At 68.6% G+C, this 23,806-nt stretch carries 20 protein-coding genes; 14 read left to right on the top strand and 6 right to left on the bottom strand.

Features of this window, described 5'->3' with window-relative positions; genetic code table 11:
- Positions 1-3 precede the first annotated feature (3 nt).
- The 12 genes from CK944_RS16175 to CK944_RS16120 all read left to right on the top strand — a co-directional run bounded on the left by CK944_RS16175 (position 4) and on the right by CK944_RS16120 (position 13,267).
- The gene (locus CK944_RS16175) at positions 4-1,149 is read left to right on the top strand and encodes a Gfo/Idh/MocA family protein (protein ID WP_103174107.1); all 1,146 of its coding nucleotides are present in this window, start codon (positions 4-6) and stop codon (positions 1,147-1,149) included.
- A gap of 13 nt (positions 1,150-1,162) precedes the next feature.
- Positions 1,163-2,233 (top strand): sugar phosphate isomerase/epimerase, encoded by a 1,071-nt coding sequence (locus CK944_RS16170; protein WP_103174106.1) that lies wholly within the window; start codon positions 1,163-1,165, stop codon positions 2,231-2,233.
- A 3-nt stretch (positions 2,234-2,236) separates the two neighbouring features.
- Positions 2,237-3,331: a Gfo/Idh/MocA family protein gene (locus tag CK944_RS16165; RefSeq protein ID WP_103174105.1), complete on the top strand. Its 1,095-nt coding sequence runs from the start codon at positions 2,237-2,239 to the stop codon at positions 3,329-3,331.
- Between the two features lie 123 nt (positions 3,332-3,454).
- Positions 3,455-3,694 (top strand): AbrB/MazE/SpoVT family DNA-binding domain-containing protein, encoded by a 240-nt coding sequence (locus tag CK944_RS16160; protein WP_103174104.1) that lies wholly within the window; start codon positions 3,455-3,457, stop codon positions 3,692-3,694.
- Positions 3,691-4,098 (top strand): type II toxin-antitoxin system VapC family toxin, encoded by a 408-nt coding sequence (locus tag CK944_RS16155; protein WP_103174103.1) that lies wholly within the window; start codon positions 3,691-3,693, stop codon positions 4,096-4,098. The genes CK944_RS16160 and CK944_RS16155 overlap by 4 nt, the downstream gene beginning before the upstream one ends.
- Positions 4,099-4,256: 158 nt before the next feature.
- Positions 4,257-5,750, top strand: coding sequence for a sugar ABC transporter ATP-binding protein (locus CK944_RS16150; protein ID WP_103174102.1), 1,494 nt, complete (start codon positions 4,257-4,259; stop codon positions 5,748-5,750).
- 45 nt (positions 5,751-5,795) lie between these two features.
- Entirely contained in the window at positions 5,796-6,821 is a 1,026-nt protein-coding gene (locus tag CK944_RS16145; protein ID WP_239986106.1) for an ABC transporter permease, read from the top strand.
- Between the two features lie 79 nt (positions 6,822-6,900).
- The gene (locus tag CK944_RS16140; protein WP_370463870.1) at positions 6,901-7,872 is read left to right on the top strand and encodes a substrate-binding domain-containing protein; all 972 of its coding nucleotides are present in this window, start codon (positions 6,901-6,903) and stop codon (positions 7,870-7,872) included.
- Between the two features lie 92 nt (positions 7,873-7,964).
- A complete protein-coding gene (locus CK944_RS16135; RefSeq protein ID WP_103174100.1) occupies positions 7,965-8,723 on the top strand; it encodes a GolD/DthD family dehydrogenase in 759 nt (252 codons plus the stop codon).
- Between the two features lie 38 nt (positions 8,724-8,761).
- Positions 8,762-10,507, top strand: coding sequence for a dihydroxyacetone kinase subunit DhaL (gene dhaL / locus CK944_RS16130; RefSeq protein ID WP_103174115.1), 1,746 nt, complete (start codon positions 8,762-8,764; stop codon positions 10,505-10,507).
- A gap of 58 nt (positions 10,508-10,565) precedes the next feature.
- Entirely contained in the window at positions 10,566-11,225 is a 660-nt protein-coding gene (dhaL, locus tag CK944_RS16125) for a dihydroxyacetone kinase subunit DhaL (RefSeq protein ID WP_103174099.1), read from the top strand.
- Entirely contained in the window at positions 11,225-13,267 is a 2,043-nt protein-coding gene (locus tag CK944_RS16120; protein WP_103174098.1) for a bifunctional sugar-binding transcriptional regulator/dihydroxyacetone kinase subunit DhaK, read from the top strand. The genes dhaL (CK944_RS16125) and CK944_RS16120 overlap by 1 nt, the downstream gene beginning before the upstream one ends.
- Before the next feature lie 15 nt (positions 13,268-13,282).
- Here the strand turns inward: CK944_RS16120 and CK944_RS16115 are convergent, their stop codons facing one another.
- Positions 13,283-16,462: a DEAD/DEAH box helicase gene (locus CK944_RS16115; protein ID WP_103174097.1), complete on the bottom strand. Its 3,180-nt coding sequence runs from the start codon at positions 16,460-16,462 to the stop codon at positions 13,283-13,285.
- Between the two features lie 234 nt (positions 16,463-16,696).
- Between CK944_RS16115 and CK944_RS16110 the strand changes: the two genes are divergently transcribed.
- Together CK944_RS16110 and CK944_RS16105 are read left to right on the top strand one after the other, a co-directional pair.
- Positions 16,697-17,635, top strand: a complete 939-nt coding sequence (locus CK944_RS16110; protein ID WP_103174096.1) for a 3-hydroxyacyl-CoA dehydrogenase NAD-binding domain-containing protein — start codon at positions 16,697-16,699, stop codon at positions 17,633-17,635.
- Positions 17,636-17,719: 84 nt separating this feature from the next.
- The gene (locus CK944_RS16105; protein ID WP_103174095.1) at positions 17,720-18,499 is read left to right on the top strand and encodes a GntR family transcriptional regulator; all 780 of its coding nucleotides are present in this window, start codon (positions 17,720-17,722) and stop codon (positions 18,497-18,499) included.
- Here CK944_RS16105 and CK944_RS16100 read toward each other — a convergent pair.
- From CK944_RS16100 to CK944_RS16080, 5 genes are read right to left on the bottom strand one after another with little or no spacing between them, the layout of a single operon-like run.
- Entirely contained in the window at positions 18,487-19,890 is a 1,404-nt protein-coding gene (locus CK944_RS16100; protein ID WP_103174094.1) for an MmgE/PrpD family protein, read from the bottom strand. The two genes, CK944_RS16105 and CK944_RS16100, sit on opposite strands and share 13 nt — an antisense overlap.
- A 1-nt stretch (position 19,891) precedes the next feature.
- On the bottom strand, positions 19,892-20,668 hold the full coding sequence (locus CK944_RS16095) for an aspartate/glutamate racemase family protein (RefSeq protein WP_103174093.1): 777 nt from the start codon (positions 20,666-20,668) through the stop codon (positions 19,892-19,894).
- A complete protein-coding gene (locus CK944_RS16090) occupies positions 20,665-21,438 on the bottom strand; it encodes an aspartate/glutamate racemase family protein (protein ID WP_103174114.1) in 774 nt (257 codons plus the stop codon). Before CK944_RS16090 ends, CK944_RS16095 begins: the two co-directional genes overlap by 4 nt.
- A gap of 17 nt (positions 21,439-21,455) precedes the next feature.
- Positions 21,456-22,856 carry an FAD-dependent oxidoreductase gene (locus tag CK944_RS16085; protein ID WP_103174092.1) on the bottom strand — a complete coding sequence of 467 codons (1,401 nt, stop codon included), beginning with the start codon at positions 22,854-22,856 and terminating at the stop codon, positions 21,456-21,458.
- A gap of 17 nt (positions 22,857-22,873) precedes the next feature.
- On the bottom strand, positions 22,874-23,767 hold the full coding sequence (locus tag CK944_RS16080) for an oxaloacetate decarboxylase (protein WP_103174091.1): 894 nt from the start codon (positions 23,765-23,767) through the stop codon (positions 22,874-22,876).
- Between the last annotated feature and the right edge of the window lie 39 nt (positions 23,768-23,806).

Genomic DNA, 23,806 nt, shown 5'->3' with positions numbered 1-23,806 from the left:
CTCATGAGCGACCTGAAACTGGGCCTGATCGGGGCCGGCAACATCTCGGCATCCTATCTGGGCCGGGCGCCGCATTTCGCGGGCATCCGCTTCGTCGCCGTGGCCGACATGAACCATGCCGCGGCCGAGGCGCGCGCCACCGAATACGGGATCGAGGCGCGCGGCGTGGACGCGCTGCTGGCAAGTCCCGACATCGACCTGATCGTGAACCTGACCATTCCGGCGGCACATTTCGAGATCTCGAAACGCGCGCTGCAGGCCGGAAAGCACGTCTATTCCGAAAAGCCCTATGTGCTGACGCTGGAGGAAGGGCGCGAACTGGCCCGGATCGCCGCCGAACGCGGGCTGCGGATCGGATCGGCGCCCGATACCTTCCTGGGCACCAGCCACCAGCTTGCCCGGCATATCGTGGACAGCGGCGCGATCGGCCGCGTCACCTCGGGCACCTGCGCGGTGATGTCCAGCGGCATGGAGGGCTGGCACCCGAACCCGGATTTCTTCTTCCTGAAGGGCGGCGGGCCGGTTCTGGATCTGGGGCCCTACTACATCTCGAACCTAGTGCAGCTTCTGGGGCCGGTGGCCCGCGTCGCGGCGCTTGCCTCCACCCCCAGCCCCACCCGGACCATCGGATCGGCCGCCCGCAAGGGCGAGCAGATCCCGGTCGAGACGCCGACCACGATCCACGCGCTGCTGGAATTCGAAGGCGGCGCGGTCATCAGCTTCCAGTCCAGCTGGGACGTCCACCAGCACGACCTGAAGCCAATGGCGCTTTACGGCACCGAAGGCACGCTGCACATCCCCGACCCCAACTTCTTCGACGGAGAGGTGCGCGTGACGCGCCGCGCCGATCCCGCCCCGCTGCCCGCCTGGGACCACCCGCTGGGGCCCCCGAACCGAGAGACGAACAACGGCAAAAGCGTCGCGGATTATCGCGCCTCGGGCCTTGCGGACATGGCGCTTGCCATCGCCGAAGGCCGCCCGCACCGCTGCAACGACGAACTGGCGCTGCATGTGGTCGAGGTGATGACCGCGATCCTGCAATCGGGCGAGGAAGGGCGCTTCGTGCCCATGACCACCACCTGCGCCCGCCCCGAGGCGCTGGATCCACAGGCCGCCGCCAGCCTTCTGGCCCAGCCCGTGCCGGCGTAGGAAAGGAACCATCATGGCAAGTGACACGCAGCGGGGCATCAAGGGCCCCGCCATCTTCCTGGCGCAGTTCGCGGGCGACGCCGCGCCCTTCGACAGCCTGCCGAACATTGCCCGATGGGCGGCGGACCTTGGCTATCGCGGCATCCAGGTGCCGGTCGATCCGCGCTTCATCGACCTGGACCGCGCCGCCGAATCCAAGGACTATTGCGACGAGATCGCGGGCGCCTGCCGCGAGGCGGGGGTCGAGATCACCGAGCTTTCGACCCACATGCAGGGCCAGCTTGTCGCCGTCCATCCGGCCTATGCCGCGCAGTTCGACGCCTTCGCGCCCGAGGCGCTGCGGGGCAAGCCGCGCGAGCAGTCCGAATGGGCGGCGGGGCAGGTCATCAAGGCCGCCCGCGCGTCCCGCCACCTGGGCCTGGATGTGCAGGTTGGCTTTTCAGGCGCACTTGCCTGGCCCTATCTCTATCCCTGGCCGCAGCGCCCGGCGGGTTTGGTCGAGGAAGCCTTCGCCGAACTCGCCCGCCGCTGGAAGCCGATCCTGGACGCGCATGACGAACAGGGCGTGGACTATGCCTATGAGCTGCATCCGGGCGAGGACCTGATGGACGGTGCCAGCTTCGAGCGTTTCCTTGAGGAAACCAGCAACCATCCCCGTGCCGCGATCAACTATGACCCGTCGCATTTCGTGCTGCAGCAACTGGACTACCTGGGCTTTATCGACCATTACGCCAGCCGCATCCGCGCCTTCCACGTCAAGGATGCGGAATTCCTGCCCTCGGCCCGTCAGGGAGTCTATTCCGGCTTTTCCGGTTGGACGGACCGGGCAGGCCGCTTCCGCAGCCTGGGCGACGGGCAGGTGGATTTCGCGGGCGTCTTCTCGCGGCTGACGCTGGCCGGCTATCGCGGTTGGGCGGTGCTGGAATGGGAATGCTGCGTCAAGTCGGCGGCCCAGGGCGCCGCAGAAGGGGCGCCTTTCATCGAGGCGCATCTGATCGAGCCGACCGAAACCGCCTTCGACGACTTCGCCGGGGGCGAGGCGCCCGACCGGGCCGCGCTGCGCGCCATGCTGGGCCTGGGCTGAGGGATGCAGCGCATCGCCCTGGGCATGGTGGGCGGCGGGCAGGGCGCCTTCATCGGCGCCGTCCACCGCATCGCGGCGCGGATCGACGACCGCTTCACGCTGGAGGCCGGGGCGCTGTCCTCGGACGCCGGCCGCGCGGCGGCCTCGGCCCAGGCCATCGGGCTTCAGCGCAGCTATCACGATTGGCGCGAGATGGCGCGGGCCGAGGCGGCGCGGTCCGACGGCATCCGCGCCGTGTCGGTCGTGACGCCCAACCACCTGCACCTGCCGGTCGCCCGCGCCTTTCTGGAAGCGGGCATCCATGTAATCCTGGACAAGCCCCTGACCGCGACCCTGCCCGAGGCCGAGGACCTGGCCCGGGTCGCCAAGGACAGCAAGGCGCTGCTGATCCTGACCTACAGCTATTCAGGCTATCCGATGATCCGCGAGGCGCGGCGGCTGGTGGCCGAGGGGACGTTGGGCCGCATCCGATTGGTCCATGCCGAGTTCGTGTCGGACTGGCTTGCCCGTCCCGGCCGCGCGGAACAGCAGGGCTGGCGCGCGGATCCCGCCCTTGGCGGCGAAGGCGGCGCGATCGCCGACATCGGCACCCATGCGGCGCATCTGGCGACCTATGTCTCGGGCTTGCCGATCGAAGCGGTCGCGGCCGAACTGACCGCCTTCCTGCCGGGCCGTCAGATCGACGACAACGGCCATGCGATGCTGCGTTTTGCCGAAGGGGCGCGGGGAATGCTGTGGACCAGCCAGGTCGCGGCGGGGTCCGACAACGAGGTGCGTCTGCGCGTGATGGGCGACAAGGCGGGGCTGGACTGGACCCATGCCGATCCCAACCGCCTGCGCCTGACCCGGCTGGGCGAGCCGTCGCAGATCCTGACGCGCGGCGGCCCCGAATTCATGGGCAGCGCGCGCCTGCCCTCGGGCCATGCCGAAGGGTATCTCGAAGCCTTCGCCTCGATCTATACCGACGCGGCCGACGCCATCGGGGCGGGGCAGGTGCCGCCGGGCCTGCCGGGGATCCAGGACGGCCTTGACGGGATGCGCTTCGTTGCCGCCTGCATCCGGTCAAGCCGCGCCGACGGGGCGTGGCAGCCGCTTTAAGCGCGGCGCCGGACGACTGTCATTCCGTTCACGCCGACCGGGGCCTTGTCGCCGCTGCTTGCCCTTTCGTCATCCCCTGTGGTAATACTTCCAGGTATTACCGCACATTGTGAAGGACGGGCCATGCGCATCACCACCAAGGGTCAGGTCACCATTCCCCAAAGCGTGCGTGACTTCGCCGGGTTTCGACCGGGGGACGAGGTTGATTTCGTCATTGGCGAGGACGGGGTGGTCCGGATCCTGCCGGCGGGACAGGGTGTGCGCCACAAGGCAAGCCGCCTGCAATCGGTTATCGACGGATTGCGCGGCAGCGCGGATACCGGGCTTTCCACGGACGAGATCATGGCCCTGACCCGCGAATGACGCCGGTCCTGGTCGATGCCAATGTCCTGATCGACATCGCCACCAGCGATCCCGAATGGGCGGAATGGTCGGCGGAGTCCCTGATGCGGGCGGGGCGCGATGCCCGGCTTGTCATCAATCCGCTGATCTATGCCGAAGTTTCGGTCGCCCACAGCCGGATCGAGACACTGGAGGCGCTGCTTCCCGAAGATGTCTTTCACCGCGAACCCCTGCCTTGGCCCGCCGCCTTCCTGGCGGGCAAGGCCTTCCTGGCCTATCGACGCCGGGGTGGGGTGCGGCGCTCTCCTCTGCCGGATTTCTATATCGGCGCTCATGCCGCCATCCGTGGCTATCGGCTGCTGACCCGCGATCAAGGGCGATACACGACCTATTTCCCTTCGCTGGACGTGATCTCGCCCCAGTAAGGCGCACACCATTCCAATCCGACCTTTTTTTGCTGGCCCTTTGAAGAAGCGGCCGGCGGTGACGTTTTTCAGCTTGTTCTTGACAGAAGTCACGATCTGGTTTTTACAAATGTCAGGGGGCGGTTGAATTTGGTCTCGGCGTTATGACGGAGGGAGCGATGACACCACGGATCGACGAACCGCTGCTGCGGGCGGTCGGCTTCCGCAAGTCGTTCAGCGGAGTTCCCGCATTGCGCGACGGGCAGTTCACGCTGATGCCGGGTTCGGTCCACGCGCTGTGCGGCGGGAACGGCGCGGGGAAATCGACCTTCCTGAAGATCCTGATGGGCATCCACCATCGCGACGCCGGCACGCTGCTGCGCAACGGCCGCGAGGTTTCGTTCGACAACCCCTCGCAGGCGCTTGCCAACGGCATTTCGATCATCGAGCAGGAACTGAGCCCGGTCCCCGCCATGACCGTTGCCGAGAACATCTATCTGGGCCGCGAGCCTGTCGGCTTCCTGGGCCGCATCCGCTTTGCCGAGATGAACCGCAAGGCCCAGGCGCTGCTGGACAGTTTCCAGTTCGGCATCCGCGCCGACAGCCTGATGATGGATCTGACCGTGGCCCAGACCCAGCTGGTCGAGATCGCGAAGGCGCTCAGCTATGACGCCGAGGTGATCATCATGGACGAGCCAACCTCGGCCCTGGGCGAGGCCGAGGCGGACCAGCTGTTCGCGGCCGTGGCCACGCTGAAGGCGCGGGGCAAGGGCGTGATCTATGTCAGCCACCGCCTGTCCGAGATCTTCTCGATCTGCGACAGCTATACGGTCTTTCGCGACGGCGCCTTTATCGAGACGGGAAGCCTGGCCGATATCACCAAGGACCACCTGATCCAGTTGGTCGTGGGCCGCCCCCTGACCGAGGAATTCGTCAAGGAAAACACCCCCGCACCCATCCCCGTGCTGTCGGTCCGGGGACTTGCCGCCGATCACGGGGTGCGCGACGTGACCTTCGACCTGAAGCGCGGAGAGATCCTGGCCCTTTACGGTCTGATGGGATCGGGGCGCAGCGAAATCTTCGACCGCCTGTTCGGCCTGTCCAGGCAGACCGAAGGCCGGATCGAGATCGACGGCGCGCCTGTCGCCATCCGCTCGCCCCAGGATGCGATCCGGGCGGGGCTGGCCTATGTGACCGAGGACCGGAAGGGCTCGGGGCTGGTGCTGACCAGCGACGTGCGGTCGAACCTGTGCCTTGCCACCCTTGGGCGCCTGTCGGCAGGTCCGGTGATGAACGCGCGGGCAGAACGCGGCGCGGCCCAGCGGATGATCGACGACTTGAAGATCAAGACCGCCTCGGATCGGCTGAACGTGTCCAACCTGTCCGGCGGCAATCAGCAGAAGGTGGTCCTGGGCAAGTGGTTCCTGACCGAACCCCGGATCCTGCTGCTGGACGAACCGACGCGCGGCGTCGATGTGGGCGCCAAGCGCGAGATTTATCGCGTGATGTCGGATTTCGCGCGGGCAGGCGGCTCGGTCATCATGATCTCGTCGGAAACGGACGAGGTTCTGGGCATGGCCGACCGGGTGGTGGTCATGCGCGACGGCGGTGTTGCCGGACAATTGGAACGGGCCGAACTGTCGGCCGAAGGATTGCTGCATCTGGCGGCCTGACCGGGCGCACCTGCGCCTGACCAGGACCGCAGAGGGAGGATGGACGTGGACAACCAGATCAAGGCTGCCGTGCCTGCGGGGGCCGGAACGGAACAGCCGCGCACCCTGTCGTCGCGGATCGGGCCGATGGCACAGCGCTATGGCATCCTGATCGCGCTTGCGGTGCTGTGTGTCGTGCTGTCGCTTGTCAGCGACAACTTCCTGACCTCGCGCAACATCATCAACGTGCTGCGGCAGACCTCGATCAACGGAATCCTGGCCATCGGCATGACCTTTGTCATCCTGACGCGCGGGATCGACCTGTCGGTGGGATCGGTCGTCGCCATGGCAGGCGTCGTGTCGGCCAGTTTCGCCACCACCTCGGCGGCGGGCTTCATCCCCGGCGCGCCCTATGTCGCGGCCGTGCCGCTGGCGGTGGGGGTGCTGACCGGGATCGCCCTCGGCGCCCTGTCGGGCCTTGCGGTGGCGCGCTTCGCGGTGCCTGCCTTCGTGGCGACACTCGGGATGCTGTCGGCGGCACGCGGCCTGACGCTGATCTATTCGGGCGGCCGCCCCATCCCGGCGCTGACCGACGGCTATCGCTGGATCGGGACCGGCGACATTGCGGGCATCCCCGTGCCGATCATCCTGTTCGGCCTGGTCTTCGCTCTGTCCCATTTCGTCCTGACCCGCACCCGCTTTGGCCGCCATGTCTATGCGGTGGGGGGCAATCCGCACGCGGCCAAGGTGTCCGGCCTGCCAGTCCGGCGCATCCGCTTCCTGGTCTATGTCATCTCGGGCGGCCTGGCCGCCATTGCGGGCATGATCCTGACCGCGCGGACCGGATCGGCGCTGCCGCAGGCGGGCGTGGCCTATGAACTGGACGCGATCGCGGCGGTCGTAATCGGCGGCACCAGCCTGGCTGGCGGGATCGGGCGGGTGACCGGCACCGTGATCGGCGCTCTGCTGATCGGGGTCATGAACAACGGCCTCGATCTGCTTGGGGTCGAATCCTACTACCAGCAGGTCATCAAGGGCGGGCTGATCGTGGCCGCCGTGATGCTGGACCGGTCCCGCCGGACCGAGGAGTGAATCCGGCCCGCAGGGGCCGCGATCCGAACCGTTTAGCTTGTCACTGAGGGAGGAAATCCAGATGAAGGCACGGACGACGATGATGACGGCAAGCGTTCTTGCGCTTGCGCTTGGCACCGCTGCGACCGCGCAGGACACGATCAAGATCGGTCTTGCCCCTTACGGCCTGAACGCCGAGTTCATGCAGCTTTGGACCAATGCCGCCGAACAGCACCCCGCCGTCACGTCGGGACTGGTGGAACTGACGGTGTTCGACGGCCGCTATGATGCCCTGGTCCAGCAGGACCAGTTCGAGACGATGATCACCCAGGGCTTCGACGCGATCGTCTTCGCGCCCATCGACGTCGAGGCCGGGGCGACCGCCGTGCAACTGGCCCATGACGCGGGCATCCCCGTGGTCGGGTCGAACACGCGGGTGAACAGCGACCTTCTGACCTCCTATGTCGGGTCCGACGACGTGCAGGCCGGATACCTGGAAGCCAAGGCGGTGCTGGACAAGATGGGCTGCACCGGCGCGGTGGTCGTGATCGAGGGACCGATCGGCCAGTCCGCCCAGATCCAGCGGGGCGAGGGCAACGAGAAGGCCCTGGCCGAATGCCCCGAGGTGACGGTGCTGGAACAGCAGACCGCCAACTGGTCGCGCGCCGAGGCCCAGAGCCTGATGGAAAACTGGCTGACCTCGCATGGCGAGAATATCAAGGGCGTCATCGCGCAGAACGACGAGATGGCGCTTGGCGCGATCGAGGCAATCAAGGCCGCGGGCATGGACGTGTCCGACTTTGCGATCGCGGGCGTGGACGGCGTGACCGATGCGCTGAACGCCGTGAAGGCCGGCCAGATGGCCTCGATCCTGCAGGACGGCGCGGCCCAGGCCCAGGGGGCCATCGACGTGGCGATCAAGGCGGTCAAGCCCGACTATGAACCCATGTCCGAGATCTGGAGCCAGTATCCCGACATGCCGTGGAACGGCGGCACGGACGCGGAATACAACGTACCCTGGACCCCGGTCACGGCCGAGAACGTGGACGACCTGCTGGCGGCACGCCAGTAACCGTCTTCCCCCCCGGCGGCCTCGGTGCCGCCGGGGAATGTCGCGGACCATGCCCCGCGATCACGCACGTCATTTTGCAAGGAGCCTTTTCCATGCCAGCATCCCTCGACTTCTCTCTGGCGGGCAAGACCGCCGTCGTGACCGGCGCCGCGTCGGGCATTGGCCTCGCCATCGCGCAGGCCTTCGCCGCCAAGGGCGCGGCGGTCGCGCTGCTGGACATGAACGCCGACGCGGCATCGCGCCATGCAGACACGCTTGGGAACAACGCCCGGGCCTTCGCCTGCGACGTTTCCGACAGCGGCAGCATCGCGGCGGCGGTCGAAGGCATCGTCGAGGCTTTCGGGGGCATCGACATCCTGGTCAATTCCGCCGGGATCGTTGACCTGGCCCCGGCCGAGAATCTGTCGGACACCGCCTGGCGGCGCACCATCGACATCAACCTGACCGGCAGCTTCGCCATGGCCCAGGCGGTTGGCCGCAGGATGATCCAGGCCGGAAAAGGCGGGCGGATCATCAACCTGGCCAGCCAGGCGGGATCGGTCGCGATCGACGGCCATGTCGCCTATTGCGCCTCCAAGTTCGGCATCATCGGCGTGACCAAGACCCTGGCGCTTGAATGGGGGCGCCACGGCATCACGGTCAATTCGATCTCTCCGACGGTGGTGATGACCGACCTTGGCCGCAAGGCCTGGGAAGGCCCCAAGGGCGAGGCGATGAAGGCCCAGATCCCCACGGGCCGCTTTGCCGAACCCGAGGAGATCGCCGCGGCGGCGGTGTTCCTGGCCTCGGACGCGGCGGCGATGATCAACGGCGCCGACCTGCTGGTCGATGGCGGCTATACGGTGAAATGAGGGGCGATCCGATGGATGCGATGTCAGGAAAACGGGCCATGCAGCGTTTCGTGAACGACCCGGACGATCTGGTCGATGAAACGGTTGCGGGGTTCCTCAGGGCCCATGCGGATCTGGTCCGGCGCGATCCGGCCAATCCGCGCGTGGTCGTCTCTCGCCAGGCGCCGCAAGAGGGGCGCGTGGGGATCGTCACGGGCGGCGGGTCGGGGCATGAACCCGCCTTCATCGGCTATACCGGCCGCAACCTGGTCGATGCCGTGGCCGTGGGCGAGCTGTTCTCGTCCCCCACGGCGAAAAGCTTTGCCGATGCGATCCGCGCCGCCGATGGCGGGGCGGGGGTCGCGGTGCTTTACGGCAATTATGCGGGCGACAACATGAACGTCCGCATGGCGTCCGAGATGGTCGCCGCCGAAGGGATCGAGGTCGCGACGGTCGTGGCCAACGACGACGTCTGTTCCGCGCCCTCGTCCGAACGCGACCGGCGCCGGGGCGTCGCGGGCGAGATCTTCATGTGGAAGATCGGCGGCGCCAAGGCCGCGCTTGGCGGAACCCTGGCCGAGGTCCAGGCGGCGGCGCAGCGGGCGATCGACGCCTGCCGGTCTGTCGGGGTGGGGCTTGGACCCTGCACGCTGCCCGCCGTGGGCCATCCGAACTTCCAGATCGAACCCGGCACGATGGAGGTCGGCATCGGCCACCACGGCGAACCCGGTGCGCGGGTCGAACCCCTGAAGGCCGCCGACCAGGTCGCCGACGACATGCTGAACATCGTGCTGGAGGATCATGGCCTGGCACCGGGAACCGAGGTCGCGGTGCTGGTTTCGGGCCTGGGCGCGACCCCGGTGAACGAGCTTTACGTTCTTTACGACCGAATCGAGGTCGGCTTGGAAAAGGCCGGGCTGACGGTGCATCGCGCCTTTGTGGGCAACTATTTCACCTCGCTTGAAATGGTGGGGGCGACGCTGACGGTGATGGCGCTTGACGCGGACCTCAAGGCGCTGCTGGACGTGGAATGCGCCTCGCCCGGCCTGACGGTTCTGGGCACGGCCGTCGCGCCGGTGGCGCAGACCGCTGCTGCCTCGCGTCGGACCGTGCGCGACGCCGTCGCGGGCGACGACACCCCCCGCGCGCCCGAGGCTGCGGGCGGGCCGCGCCTGCCGCTGTCGGATGGGGCGGGGATCGTGCGGGAAGTGGCATCCGTCATCGTCGCGAACCGGGCCTATCTGTCCGAGATCGACGGGTTGATCGGCGACGGCGACCACGGCATCAACATGGCCAAGGGCTTCGGCCGCGCGGCCGAGCGCCTGGAAGGCCGGGACCAGCCGCTGGACCAGGCGCTGAACGTGCTGTCCGATGTGCTGATGTCGGAAATCGGCGGGTCGATGGGGCCGCTTTACGGCTTCCTGTTCGGCAACATGGCCCGCTCGGCCGAGGGCCGCGCAGCCGTCGATGCCGAGGGCTTTTCCGTCATGCTGAACGCAGGCCTTGCCGGGGTCCGCAAGACCGGATCGGCCCAGGTCGGCGACAAGACCCTGATGGACTGCCTGATCCCCGCAGTCGCGGCCTTCGACGCAAACCGGGCACAGGGCTTCGCCCCGGCCCTTGCGGCCATGGCCGAGGCGGCGCGGCAGGGACGCGACAGCACGGTGGACATGGTGGCGCGGCTGGGGCGCGCCAGCCGCCTGGGCGAACGGTCGCGTGGGGTCCTGGATGCGGGGGCAACGTCCTGCTGCCTGATCCTGACGACGCTTGGCGACAGCGTGGCGCGTCGGCTGCGGGACGGCTGAAGGACGGGTCCGACGCCACCGCTTGCCACCCTGCGCGGCACCATGCCATGAGGTTGCCATGCTGATGTTCACGCGCACCGACCTTTCCGACCTGTTCCGCAGCCTGGCCGAGCGCATGGCGGCGGAACAGGATACCCTGGCCGAACTGGACGGCGAGATCGGCGATGCCGACCACGGCGTTGCCATGGCCCAGGGCTTCGCCGCCGCCTCACGCGCCCTGATCGAAGCCGAGGCTGACGGCCAGACCCTGGCAGACGGGCTGACCCTTGCGGCAACGACGCTGCTGAACGCGGTCGGCGCGACCACCGGGCCGCTTTACGCCAGTGCCCTGCTGCGGGCGGCGCAGGCCTTCGGGCCGCAGCAGGGGGTGCCCTTTGCCCGGCTTGCCGACCTGATCCCCGCCATGGCCGACGGCATCGTCGATCGCGGCCGGGGCAAGCCGGGCGACAAGACCATGGTGGACGCCTGGCTTCCCGCCGCCCACGCGGTCCAGAACGGGCAAAGGCGCGGGCTGGACACGCCCGCCATCCTGCGCGCCGCCGCGCTTGCCGCAGCCGAGGGGGCCGAGGCCACCCGGGCCATGATGGCCGCCCAGGGACGGGCCGCCCGGCTGGGTCCGCGCAGCATCGGCCACCTTGACCCCGGCGCGGCCTCGGCGGCGGCCCTGCTGGACAGTCTGGCCCGCTGGGCCGAAACCGCCGCCGGACGGAGGGGCTGATGGCGCAGAACCCTGCCCAGCGGACCCCGCCGCCCTCGATCCCCTTGCGTTTCGGTGAGGACGCGCTGCTTTGGGCGGCCTGGCTTTACTATGTGGACGGGCTGACCCAGAACGACATCGCGGCACAGATGGGTATATCCCGCGCCTCGGTGAACGCCTATCTGGCCGATGCGCGGACCCGCAACATCGTCTCGATCGAGATCGACCCCGACCGTTATCGCGCGCTGAGCATCGCCCAGGCCCTGCGCGACCATTTCGGGCTTCAGGATTGCCTGGTGATCCCGTCCGGGGCGGGCGACCGGCCCTTGATCGACCGGCTGGGGGCGGCGGGCGCGCAGGCCCTGTCGCGCCTGGTCCAGTCGGGCGACACCATTGCGGTGACCTGGGGGCGCAGCGTGCTGGCCCTGGCCCAGCAGCTTGACCGGGGCGGGTTGCAGGATCTGCGCGTGGTCCAGGCCACCGGCGGCACCACCGCCAAGATCCCCTGGACCCCCGAGGCCTGCGCCACCCGCCTGGCCGAAGCACTTGGCGCGCGCTGCATCCCCATATCAGCCCCGGCGATCGTGTCCGCGCCCGAGATGCGCGGCCTGCTGCTGTCCGAGGCCGTGGTGGCCGAGCAGATGCAGGTGCTTTCCCAGGCCAACCGGATCGTGCTGGGCATTTCCTCGCTGCGGCCGGAAAGCACCATCCATACCAGCGGCTTCTTCGACGACGTGGCGATGCATTCGCATTACCACGCGGCGGTGGGCAGCATCGCAGGGCGCCTGATCTCGGCCCGGGGGGAGCCGGTGGATGGGCCGCTGGAGGGCCGCACGATCGGGATCGAGCTGTCGCAATTGAAGACCGTTCCCTGCCGGATCGGCGTGGCGGGCGGCATGGACAAGGTGCAGGCGATCCTGGCCGCGCTGCGCGGCGGCTATGTCAATGTGATGGTGACGGATGCCGACACGGCGCGCGCCATCCTCGCGTCGGAAGGCTATGACGAGGTGCCGGGCAGCCGGCGCGAGGGGGAACGGCCGCCCCTGCCGGAACGCACGGGGGTCAAGAAATTCCTGAACCGCCCGCAGGACGCCGTCAACGAAACCGTCGCCGGGGCGCTTCTGGCGCATGAAGGCGTGCTTGCCGCCGTGGACGGCGCGCCCAGGGCGCTGCGGGCCGTTCGCGGGCCACGGCCGGGCAAGGTCGGGCTGGTGATCGGCGGCGGGGCGGGCCACGAGCCGGGCTTCTTCGGCTATGTCGGCGAGGGTCTGGCCGATGCGGTGGCCATCGGCAATGTCTTTGCCGCCCCGCCCCCGGACCCGATCCTTGCCGCCACGCTGGCCGCGGACGGCGGTGCGGGCGTGCTGCACATCTTCGGCAACTTCTCGGGCGATCTTCTGAACTTCGAGATGGCCGCCGAAATGGCGGCGGCAAGGGGCGTCCCCGTGCGCGCGGTGGTGACGACCGACGACATCGCCTCGGCCCCCGCCGACAACCGTGCGGCGCGGCGCGGGGTGGCGGGCAATGTCTTCGTCTTCAAGGTGGCGGGCGCTGCCTGCGACCGGATGATGCCGCTGGACGCCTGCGCGGACATCGCCCGGCGGGCGAGCCAGCGGTGCTATTCCATGGGCATCGCGCTGGAACCGGGCGCGCTTCTGGATTCGCGCAGGCCCAGTTTCCAGCTTGGTCCGGGCGACATGGAGATCGGCGTGGGCGTGCATGGCGAACGCGGCATCGCCCGCGCGCGGCTTGCCTCGGCCGATGCGGCGGCCGACCTGATCCTGGACCGCATCCTGGATGAGATGCAGCCCGCCGAAGGCGACCGGGTGGCGCTTCTGGTCAATTCGCTGGGCAGCACCCCGCAGATGGAGCTGTATATCCTGAACCGTCGCGTCCGGCAGCGGCTGCGCGCGCGCGGGATCGAGGTCCATCGGACGCTGATCGGCCATTACTATACCTCGCTCGACATGGCCGGGGTGTCGATCACCGCGCTGCATCTGGACGACGAACTGGTTTCGCTGCTGGACCACCCTTGCCGGTCGCCCGCCTGGACGCAGCCCTAAGGGGCGCGCCGCCCGTCAGGCCAAGCGTTCCAGCAGGTCGCTTGCGACGTCCAGCCGATCCTCGGGACCGGGATGGTGCAGGGTCAGGCGCCGGTCCTCGACCGCCAGCCCTTCCAGCCCGCAAGCCAGCGGCGCGCGGTCATCCATGCTGACGCCTTCGCGGAAACACAGCGAAACCCCTTCGGGACCAAGGCTGAGCGTTTCGACCCCCAGCACGGCCCCAAGGGCGCGCATCCCGGCCGCGCGCAGCAGCGTCTCCACCGGCTCGGGCGGGGGGCCGAAGCGGTCGGCGATCTCCTCGGCCAGGCGGGCCACCTCGTCCGCGTCGGCGGCGCGGGCGATCCGGTGATACAAGTCGAGGCGGTTTTCCGGTTCCGGGACATAGTCGGCAGGGATATGACCGGGTTCGCCCGGCACCTGCGGGGGCGGGGGAACCTCGGCCTCTCCCTTGGCGCGACGCAGGGCTTGGGCCAGCATGTGCTGGTAAAGGCCAAGGCCGATCCGCTGGACATGGCCCGCCTGCCGGTCCCCCAGCAGATCGCCCGCGCCCCGCCGGTCGAGGTCGGCGGCGCTGATGGCCATGCCCGCGCCCAGGCGGTCCATGGCCTGCAGCGTTCCCAGGCGCTTTCGCGCATCCTCGGACAGATCCTCGCCTTCGCCGGTCAGAAGGTGGCAATAGGCCTGCACCGGGCCACGCCCGACCCGGCCGCGCAACTGGTGCAACTGCGCCAGGCCGAACAGCGCGGGGCGCAGGATCACCATGGTGTTGGCGCGGGCCACGTCCAATCCGCTTTCGATGATCCCGGTCGCCAGCAGGACATCGCCTTCGCCCGCGGCGAAGCCCACCATCACCTCGTCGATCGCTTTCGCCGAAAGGCTGCCATGGGCCACGCGCAGCCGCAGACGGGGAAGCAGGCGTTCCAGGCGTTCGGCCACCGGCGCGATATCCTCGATCCGGGGAACGACGACAAAGCTCTGGCCGCCGCGGCGGTGTTCGCGCAGCAAGGCCTGGCGCAGGGTCGTGTCCCCGTCATCGGCCAGAAGCATGCGGATCGGGCGGCGACGGGCGGGCGGCGTGTGAAGGACGCTGAGATCCTGCAGGCCCACCATGGCGGTCTGCAGGGTGCGCGGGATGGGGGTCGCGCTCATCGACAGGACGTGCAGGCCCTGGCCCAGTTCGCGCAGCTTTTCCTTGTGTGCCGCGCCGAAGCGCTGTTCCTCGTCGATCACCAGAAGGCCAAGATCGGCGAAGCTGACGTTCTTGCCCAGCAGCGCATGGGTTCCGACGGCGATGCGGATGGACCCGTCGGCAAGCCCCGCGCGCAGGGCGGCGGCGGGCTTTCCGGTGACCAGCCGGGACAGGTGGCCCACGGTGATCCCGAAGGGGGCGAAGCGGCGGCGGAAGGTGTCGTAATGCTGCCGCGCCAGGACGGTGGTGGGGGCGCAGATCGCCACCTGACGCCCACTCAGCGCCGCCGCCGCTGCCGCGCGCAGGGCGATCTCGGTCTTGCCGAAGCCCACGTCGCCGATCACCAGCCGGTCCATCGGCCGACCCGAGGCCATGTCGGACAGCACCGCGCGCACCGCCGCCGCCTGGTCGGGGGTGGGCTGGAAGGGAAAGCGGGCGATGAACCGTTCATAATCGCGGGCAGGGGGCACCAGTTCCGGCGCCTTTGCCGCGTCGCGCGCCCGGGCAAGCGCCACAAGATGATCGGCAAGCCTTGCCAGGGCCTCGGCCGTGGCATCGCGCCGCTTCGCCCAGGCCGTCCCGCGCAGCCGGTCCGGCTTGACCCCGGCATCGGCGCTGCCATAGCGCCAGATCCGGCCCGCGTCATGGGTCGGCACCATCAGCCGTTCGTCGCGGGCGAAGGTCAGGCGGATGGCCTCGCTGCCCGGGTTGTCGGGGTCCAGGGGTTCCAGCCCTTCAAGCCGCGCAAGGCCGTGGTCTTCGTGGACGACGATATCCCCCAGGTCCAGCCCGGCCGAAGGCAAGGCCTGCAAGGCGACCATCCGGCCGCCCGACCGGGCGCGGCTGCCCAGCAGATCCTGGGCGGTGATGACGGCCACGTCTTCCGAAACCGCCCCTTCCGCCAGATCGGCCAGAAGAACCGCCCGGTGATGGTGCAAGGCCTCGGCCCAGCCGGCGACGGGGACGGGGGGCTGTCCGCCTGCCTGCGTCGCCATGCGGGTGATGCGCGCCGCTTCCCGATCAGAGCCAGCGACAAAGACCACCCGCCGTCCCGCCACCGCGTCGCTGTCCAGAAACTGCGCCAGCCGGGATCGCGGACGGGCGGCGGCGGCGAATGAGGGCACTGGGCTCCACTCGCCCGGCGACGGCGCCTCGATCCGCGACGCCAGATCCGCCCATTCCGCCGGTCCCAGATACAGGGCGTCGGCCGGCAGGGGATGGGCGCCATCGGCCTCGGCCTCGGCGCGCGCTTCCCCTAGCCGCGCAAGCCGCCGTTCCGCCAGGGCCAGGGTCGCCGGAAGCGCCAGGATGCGCGCGTCCGGCATGTGGTCGGGCAATGTCGCCAGGGAGGGCCACGCCCTGGGCAGGCGATGTTCGGCGCCGCGTTCCCACGGATCATCGGCAGGGGGCAGTTCCGTCACCGGCACGATGTCCAGCCTGTCGATGTCGCCGGTGGACCGCTGGGTCACGGGATCGAAGCAGCGCAGCGCCGTCACGACACCGTCCGACAGCTCGATCCGGCAGGGCAGGGCATCGCCGCCGGCAAAGACCTCGATCGTGGCGCCGCGCAGGGCGATCTCGCCGGGTTCGTCGATGCGGTCGTCGGTGACGTAACCGGCGTCCCGGGCAAAGGCGTCCAGGGCGGCCGTGTCCAGCCGATTGCCGGGCCGGATGCAAAGGCTGCGCAGCGCTTCGGGCGGCGGCAGGCGTTGCAGCAAGACGGACAGGGGGGCCACCACGATGTCGCCGGGTTGCGGATCCTGCAGCCGATGCAGGACGGCCATGCGGCGGCCCATGGCGTCGGGCGTCGGCGAGGCCCCGTCGAAGGGCAGGCAATCCCATGGCGGCAGGAACAGCACCCGGCGGTCCGGCAGAGCAGCGGCCAGGAAGGCGGCCAGGCCCTCGGCCGTCCGTTCGTCGCGGGCCACATGCAGGATGCGGTCAGCCGGGCCGATCGCGCGCAAAAGGGTCAGCGCCTCGACGCAGGGAGGAAGGGGATCGGACATCTGCACCTCTGATCGTCGCTGTGGTCAGGGGATCTGCCCGCGTCGCCTGCCTAAATCCGTCTGCCATGCCGCAGGTTCCGCTTCACGCGGGGGCAGGCCGCGCGGATTGTTGCCGCGATCCAGCAGCATGGTTGCAGGGACAAGGGCAATGGGGTGGCTTGATTATCATAATAGTATGATCTTAAATCATTGAGCCTTGCCTTTTGGCATAAGGACTCGTCGGGGGGCGGACGCATGCGAACGGCAGGATCGGTGGCGAAGGGCGACAGGATCGCGGTAATCGGCGGCGGGCTGATCGGGACCAGCTGGACGGCGCTGTTCATGGCCTGGGGACATGACGTCGCCTTGTTCGAGCATGACGCGGCGTCCCGCAAGGCCATCCCCGGGGCGATCGCGGGCCTTATCGGGCAGGTTGCGGAACTGGCGTCGGGTCTTCCTGCGCCGGGCCGCCTGCATCTTGCGGACAGCCTTGAGGATGCGGCCCAGGGCGCGGCCTGGGTCCAGGAAAACGTGCCGGAAAAGGTTCCCCTGAAGCGGGCGATCTATGCCCTCATCGAGGCTGCGGCCCCGGCGGGCGTCACCATCGCCTCCAGCACGTCCTCGCTGGTCTGGTCAGAGCTTTCGGCCGACATGGCCGACCCGTCGCGGCTGATCACCGCCCATCCCTTCAACCCGCCCCACCTGATGCCCCTGGTCGAACTGTTCGGCCCCGACGCCGCGCGCGTCCAGGCGGCCGCCGTCTTTTATCGCAGCCTGGGCCGCCACCCGGTCTTTCTGCGGCGCGAGGCCGTGGGCCATATCGCCAACCGCCTGTCCTCGGCCCTGTGGCGAGAGGCGGTGAACATGGTGGCGGAGGGCATCGCCGACGTGGACCAGATCGACGCGGCCCTTGTTCATGGTCCCGGCCTTCGGTGGTCGGTGGTGGGGGCGCACATGGCCTATCACCTGGGCGGCGGGGCAGGGGGCATCGGGCATTACCTGTCCCATCTGGGTCCCAGCCAGGAAAGACGCTGGCAGGATCTGGGGCAGCCCCGACTGGACGCGGCAACCTGCGCCCAGCTGGTCGAAGGCATCGCGGCCGAGGCCGGGGGCCGCGACATCGCCACGCTGGAGGCCCTGCGCGACGCGGGATTGATAGCGGTCCAGCGGGCCTTGCGGGAAAAACGGCCCTGACCCGCCGGTGCTTTCGACATAAGAACGGGAAAATGGCTTGCCGGAACAGCCTGCAATCCCCGACCCCAGCAAGGTGATGCCGACATGACCAGGACGAATTCCCCCACGCCGCTTTACCACCGGGTCTATGCGGTGATGAGAGAGCGGATCGTGAACGGTTATTATCCCGACGACGTGCCCGTTCCCAGCGAGGCGGAACTGTCGGACAGCTTCGGCGTCAGCCGGATCACCATCCGCAAGGCGATGGAGATGCTGTCGGCCGAAGGGCTGATCACCCGGATGCGCGGGCGCGGCACCTTTGTCACCGACCGGGCGCAGAAATCGGCCCTGAACCGGGCGGTCGTGTCCAACATCAACGGGCTGTTCAGCTATCTCAACACCGTGGGCCAAAGCACGCGGCTGAAGGTCATCAGCCTGGATCGGGGCGAGGCGCCGCCCCGGATCTGCGCGCAGATGGGGATCGCCCCCACCACCGAACTGGTCCGGTCGGTCCGGGTGCGTGAACTGGACAAGCGGCCCTATTCGCTGTCGATGGCCTATCTTCTGCCCGATGTGGGGGCCGGGCTGACCCGGCAGGATCTGGCCACGACCAACATGATCGACCTGGTGCAGCGCGAGGGTGCCGTGGTCGAACAGGTGGAACAGGTGCTGACCGCGACGCTGGCCGACGAATACGCGGCCGGGCTTTTGCAGGTGCCGATCGGCGCGCCGCTGATGCGCGTCAACCGCTTCTTCTTCAACGACCGGATGGTGCCCTTCTATGCCGCCGAGATCCTGTATTGCGCCGACCGCTATGAATACCGCGTCTCGCTGAAGCGCGAACAGGGACGGGATTTCCTGCTGGACGGCTCTCAGCCGGGCTGAGGCGCGAAGCCTTGGCGCAGCACGCGGCCAAGCTGCTGCGCAAGATCGGGGCCGGTCTCGTCCAGCAGGTGACAGGTCTGGTGGAACGGCTCGTCCCCGGCCCAAGCCGCCCGCATCAATGCGGCGGCTTTGGTCCGCACCTCGGACCGGGACAGGGGACGGGAACTGTCACCCTTTGGGGCCATCACCTCGGCTTGGGCCTGGCTGCCGTCGGTCAGGTCAAGCGTGACGCGGGCCGGGCGGTTTTCGGGATAAAGCGCATCCAGCCGGGGATCCGCGACCAGCCGGACACGCGCCGCCATGGCTTGAACCTCGGGGCGGCGCAGGCGGTCCGGCGAAAAGCCGTCATGGTGCAGCGGGCCGAGGCACAGCGACAATGCCGCCGCATGGCGAAAGCTGAACCGCGCGGCAAGATCGGTCCGGGGGTCGGGGGAATCGTATTGCAGCGCCGTGGAATAGACTTCGATCGTGACGGCTGCGATCCGGTCGGGGTCGATCCCCTCGGGCGTATCGCGCAGCGCCTCGATGCAGTCGAGCATCGGTCCCAGATGGGCGCAGACCGGATGCCATTTCAGATAAGCCGACAGGATCTCGGACCGCGACCAGCGACCGTCCGCGCCGATGCCTTGGGTCAGCAGGGCAGGGTCGAACCCTTCCCCGGCGCGCGGCCCGAAGAAGCGTTCCAGGGTCGCGGGCGACGGCGACAGACCGGCAAGCGCTGTGCGGGCGGCGGTGATGCCGTTCTGCGCACCAAGGCCAACGAACAGGTGATGCACCCCCGCGCCTTCCATGCAGGTGTCGCGAAAAGGAAACAACGCCACGGCGGCGGCATTGCCGATGGCCGCTTCGATCAGCTGGGCGCGTGCCGGATGTTCAAGGCCTCGTCCCAGAATGAACGCGGCGGCGACAGCCGCGCCGATGCAGCCGAAGGTGCCCGTGTCGTGTAGCAGCGGCTGCATCCCGCCAAGCGCCGCGCCGATGCGGGCCGAAACCTCGTAGCCTGCCACGACGGCGTTCAGGAACTCGCCGGTCGTGGCACCCGTTTCCTCGGCCACGGCAAGGGCGGCAGGCAGGACATGGCTCATCGGATGACCGCGTGCGCGGCGGTGGCCGTCCTGAAGCTGCAAGACCGTCATCGCCATGCCGTTGGCAAGGGCGGCGGTTCCTGCGGATGCACCCTGCGTGAAGCCCATGACGGAGGCCGGCCCGGCGCCGCCGGCCGCCACCAAGGCGCGGCGCGCGTCGCCGATCGAGGGATGCGCGGCCCCGGCTGCCATGACGGCCATGGTGTCGAGGATGAAGTCGCGCCAGACCGCCTGCTCCTCGACAGGCAGGGCGCCGAAGTCGCTGCGCGCGGCGGCAAGCGACAGGATGCGCGCGGCGTCCGTCATATCAGCCCTTTGCCTGGGCTTCGGCCTGCGCGCCCGCCTTCATCATCGCCCGCAGCATGTCCAGGCGCGGTTCGACCGGCCCAGGGTATGCGGCGCGGCCATGGCGCAGGCCAAGGGCCAGGAAGGTCTCGACCAGCTTGTAGGTCAGGGGACCGGGGTTCACCACGGGAACCGGCAGGTTCGCGGCCAGGTATTTGCCTGCCTGGTGCATCGTGGTCGATCCCAGGCAGATCACCTCGGCCCCGTCCTCCTCGATGCAGCGCATGGCCACGTCGCGCATCCGGGGGAAGACCTGATCCTCTTTCCCGCCCAAGAGGTTCGCGAAATCGGGCGGCTGGTCGAAGCTGCGGACGGATGCGCATTGCCGGTCGAAGCCGTATTCGCGGATCGCCTTGCGATAGCGCGGCAGGGCCGGTTCCCATTGCGCCAGGACCGAGAACCGCCCGCCCAGGGTCAGCGCATACAGCATGGACGCCTTGCCCGCGCCGATCACCGGGATGTCGAGGACCGACCGCAGCATGACCATGCCGCTGTCGGACATGGTGTCGATGCAGACCGCGTCGAAGCCTTCGTCCTGGGCGGTGCAGCCCGCCTCGAAGATCGCCATGTCCATCAGGCCCCAGTCATGCGGCGACATGAACGAGGTCGGTCCGCAGGTCACAGGGCGATAGGTCAGTTCCCAGTCGGCGGGCAGGGGGACGTAACCCGACTGCGCCTCTCGGTTGCGGATGCCCTCGGCATCCAGGGCGAAGGGGACGATGACAAGGATGCGGGTCATGCGCGATCCTCCAGGAAGGCGGCCCCGGCGGTGCCGATGGCGCGGATCATGTCGTGTTTCGGGGCCAGCGGCGCGGGCCAGGTGGCCTTGGAATGGGTCAGCCCCAGATCCAGCGCGACCGAGGCCAGCTTGTAGGTCAGCGGGCCGGGATTGATGACCGGCACGTCCAGGCGGCTTGCCAGCCAGTCATGCGCCTCGTGCATCGTGGTGGATCCCAGGATCAGCACCTGCGCGCCGTCCTCGTCGATGCATCTGCGCGCGGCATCCAGCAGCAGGGGAAAGACCTGATCCTCTTTTCCCGACAGCAGCGCCTTGTTGTCGGGCGTCACGCCGATGGACCGCATCGAGGCGCATTTATGCTCCATCCCCAACTCGCCCAGGGTCTTGGTGTAGAGCATCTTCCAGCGGTCCCACATCATCAGGATCGAGAATTTCTCGCCCAACATCTGCGCGATCAGCATCGAATGCCGCCCCGGCGCGATGACCGGGATGTCCAGAACCGACCGCAGCATCGCCATGCCACTGTCCGACATGGTGTCGATGCAGACGGCATCGAACCCCTGCACCTGCGCGTCAAGCCCAGCATCCAGGATCGAGAAATCGGCAAGCGCCATGTCGTGCTGGCTGGAATAGTTCCTTGGCCCGACGCGCACCGGGCGATACTGGAACTCGATCCCTGGACCCAGGTCCACGGCGCCCATCTGCGCCTGCCGCCGGGCCAGATCCTCGTCGCCCATCGGGAAGGGGACGATCACCAGGACGTTCTTCATCGTCTTCTCCATTCGCGTCAGCCCCCTGCCGCGATGCGCGCGGCGGTGATGCCGGCCAGGCGCCCGAAGGCCGTGGCCGACAGCAGCCCGTTGCCGGACAGGTAGCCATAGTTGGAATCGCCGGACAGGCCGCGCGCCGCGCCGCCCCCCGCCGTCAGGTTCGGCAGCGGCGTGCCGTCGGTCCGCAGCACCCGCGCGTCGTGGTCGATGACCAGACCGCCCTGGGTGTGGAACAGCGCGCCGTTCACCTTGACCGCGCGATAGGGCGGGGCCAGCACGTGGTCGGGCGCGAAGCTGCGGCCCAGCCGGTCGGGCGTGCCGTTGGCTGCTGCGGCGGAGATTCCGTCGAGTTCCGCCTGCAGCGCATCCAGCGGCAGGCCGGTCGCGGCGGCCAGATCCTCGACCGTGTCGGCGGACTTCACCGCGCCCAGCTTGCGGATCTCGCGATAGTCGTGGAAATCCAGCGCGGCTTTCTCGCAGCGGGCGTCGAAGATGTCCCAGGCGACATGGCCGGGCTGCGCCGCGACCTCGGCCCCGTGTTCGGAATAGCCGCGCATCTCGTTCGAAAAGCGGCGACCGTCCGTGTTGACCAGGATGCCGCCCTGCGTGACGACCGCCCAGGTCAGCGGCAGGCCGTGCGGATGGGCGACCGATCCGTGGCCTTGGTATGCGCCCATGTCGGCCAATTGCGCGCCCAATTCCGCGCCCCATTTCACCGCATCGCCGGTGTTCGACAGGTGCCCGCAGCATTCTGCATCGGCAATTTCCGGGATATGGCGGCGCACCATCTCGGCGTCGCCCGCAAAGCCGCAGCAGGCCAGGACCAGGGCCTTGCAGCCCAGCGTTTCCAAGGCGCCGTCGGGGCGGCGGAAGCGGACGCCGGTGACGCGGCCTGTCCCATCCACGAACAGATCCTCGACCGATGCACCCGTCAGCAGGTCGATGCCTGCCCGCGACACCGCCGACAGCAGCGCCTGTTCCAGATCGGCCCCGGTGCGGCTGTCCGGCCCGTGCATCCGCATCCGCGAATGGCCGGGATAAAGAAAGCCCGTCACCAGCCGGAAGCCCACGCCATGGTTGTCCATCAGCCAGTCGATCATCGGCCCCGAGGTCCGCGCCGCCAGCAGCGCCATGTCCTGCGGCGTGCGGCCGTGGGTCTTGGCCACGATGTCGGCGGCGAACAGGTCCGGGTCGTCGTCGATCCCGGCCTCGCGCTGCAGCCTTGTGCCTGCCGCCGGGATCAGCCCGGCGGACAGCGAGGTCGAGCCTTGCGGGCTGTCGTCGCGTTCCAGGATCATCACCTCCTGACCCGCGTCATGGGCGGCAAGCGCCGCGACAAGGCCGCAGGCGCCCGCGCCGACGACCACGACCGGCATCTCGAAGTCGAAATCCACGCCATCGGCGGAGAGAACGGCCATCTGGGTAATCCTTATGGTCAGTAATCGGTGCGGCTGTTTTCCGGCGTGCCATAGCGGGCTTCCAGTTCTTGGACCTCGGCCATGCGGGCGGTGTCGAAGAATTGCTTGAAGCTCATCACATGGGGGGCGACCGAGGCGATGGTTTCCTCTCGCTTCAGCACCTCGAGCGTCTTGCGCGCGGCCTCGCAGGCTGACAGCAGCAGCCAGTTGGGATAGATGATCAGCTTGAAGCCCAAGGCCTCGATTTCCGAGCGCGTCAGGAACGGCGTCTTGCCGGACGTCGCCATGTTGTACAAAAGGGGGATGCCCGGAAAGCGCGGCGCGATGTGGGGCAGGTCGTCGGGCAGGGGGCTTTCGATGAAGATCACGTCGGCCCCCGCCTCGCGATACATCTCGGCCCGGTCGAAGGCGGCGTTGCGCCCATGCAGCGCCAGGGCGTCGGTGCGGGCGATGACCACGAAATCGGGGTCCACGCGCGCGTCCACGGCGGCCTTGACCTTGGCGACCATGTCTTCCGCGCTGATCAGCTGCTTGCCCGACAGGTGGCCGCAGCGCTTGGGCAGCACCTGATCCTCAAGGTGGACCGCCGCCACGCCGCCGCGTTCGTAAAGCTGGATCGCCCGCCGGACGTTCAGCGGCCCGCCGAAGCCGTTGTCGGCATCCGCGATCAGCGGCAGGTCGGAAGCGTCGGCGATGCGGGTGGCGTTGTCCACCATCTCGGTCATGGTCAGAAGGCCCACGTCGGGATAGCCCAGCCGCGTGGCCGAAGTGCCGGCTCCGGTCATGTACATGGCCTCGAAGCCTGCCTCGGCGACAAGGCGGGCATACATGGCGTCCACCACCCCTGGGGCCATGAGGGCCCGTTCGCCTGCCAAGGCCTGGCGCAGGCGGCGCGTGCGTGTCAGCGACATTTCTTCGTTCTCCGTTTGCGTCTGTTGTGCCGCCGGACG

This window comes from Paracoccus sp. SY, from assembly GCF_002901215.1.
In the GTDB taxonomy this organism is placed as follows: domain Bacteria; phylum Pseudomonadota; class Alphaproteobacteria; order Rhodobacterales; family Rhodobacteraceae; genus Paracoccus; species Paracoccus acridae.
The sequence above is the reverse complement of the archived record's forward strand: the minus strand, read 5'-3'. Positions and strand labels throughout refer to the sequence as shown.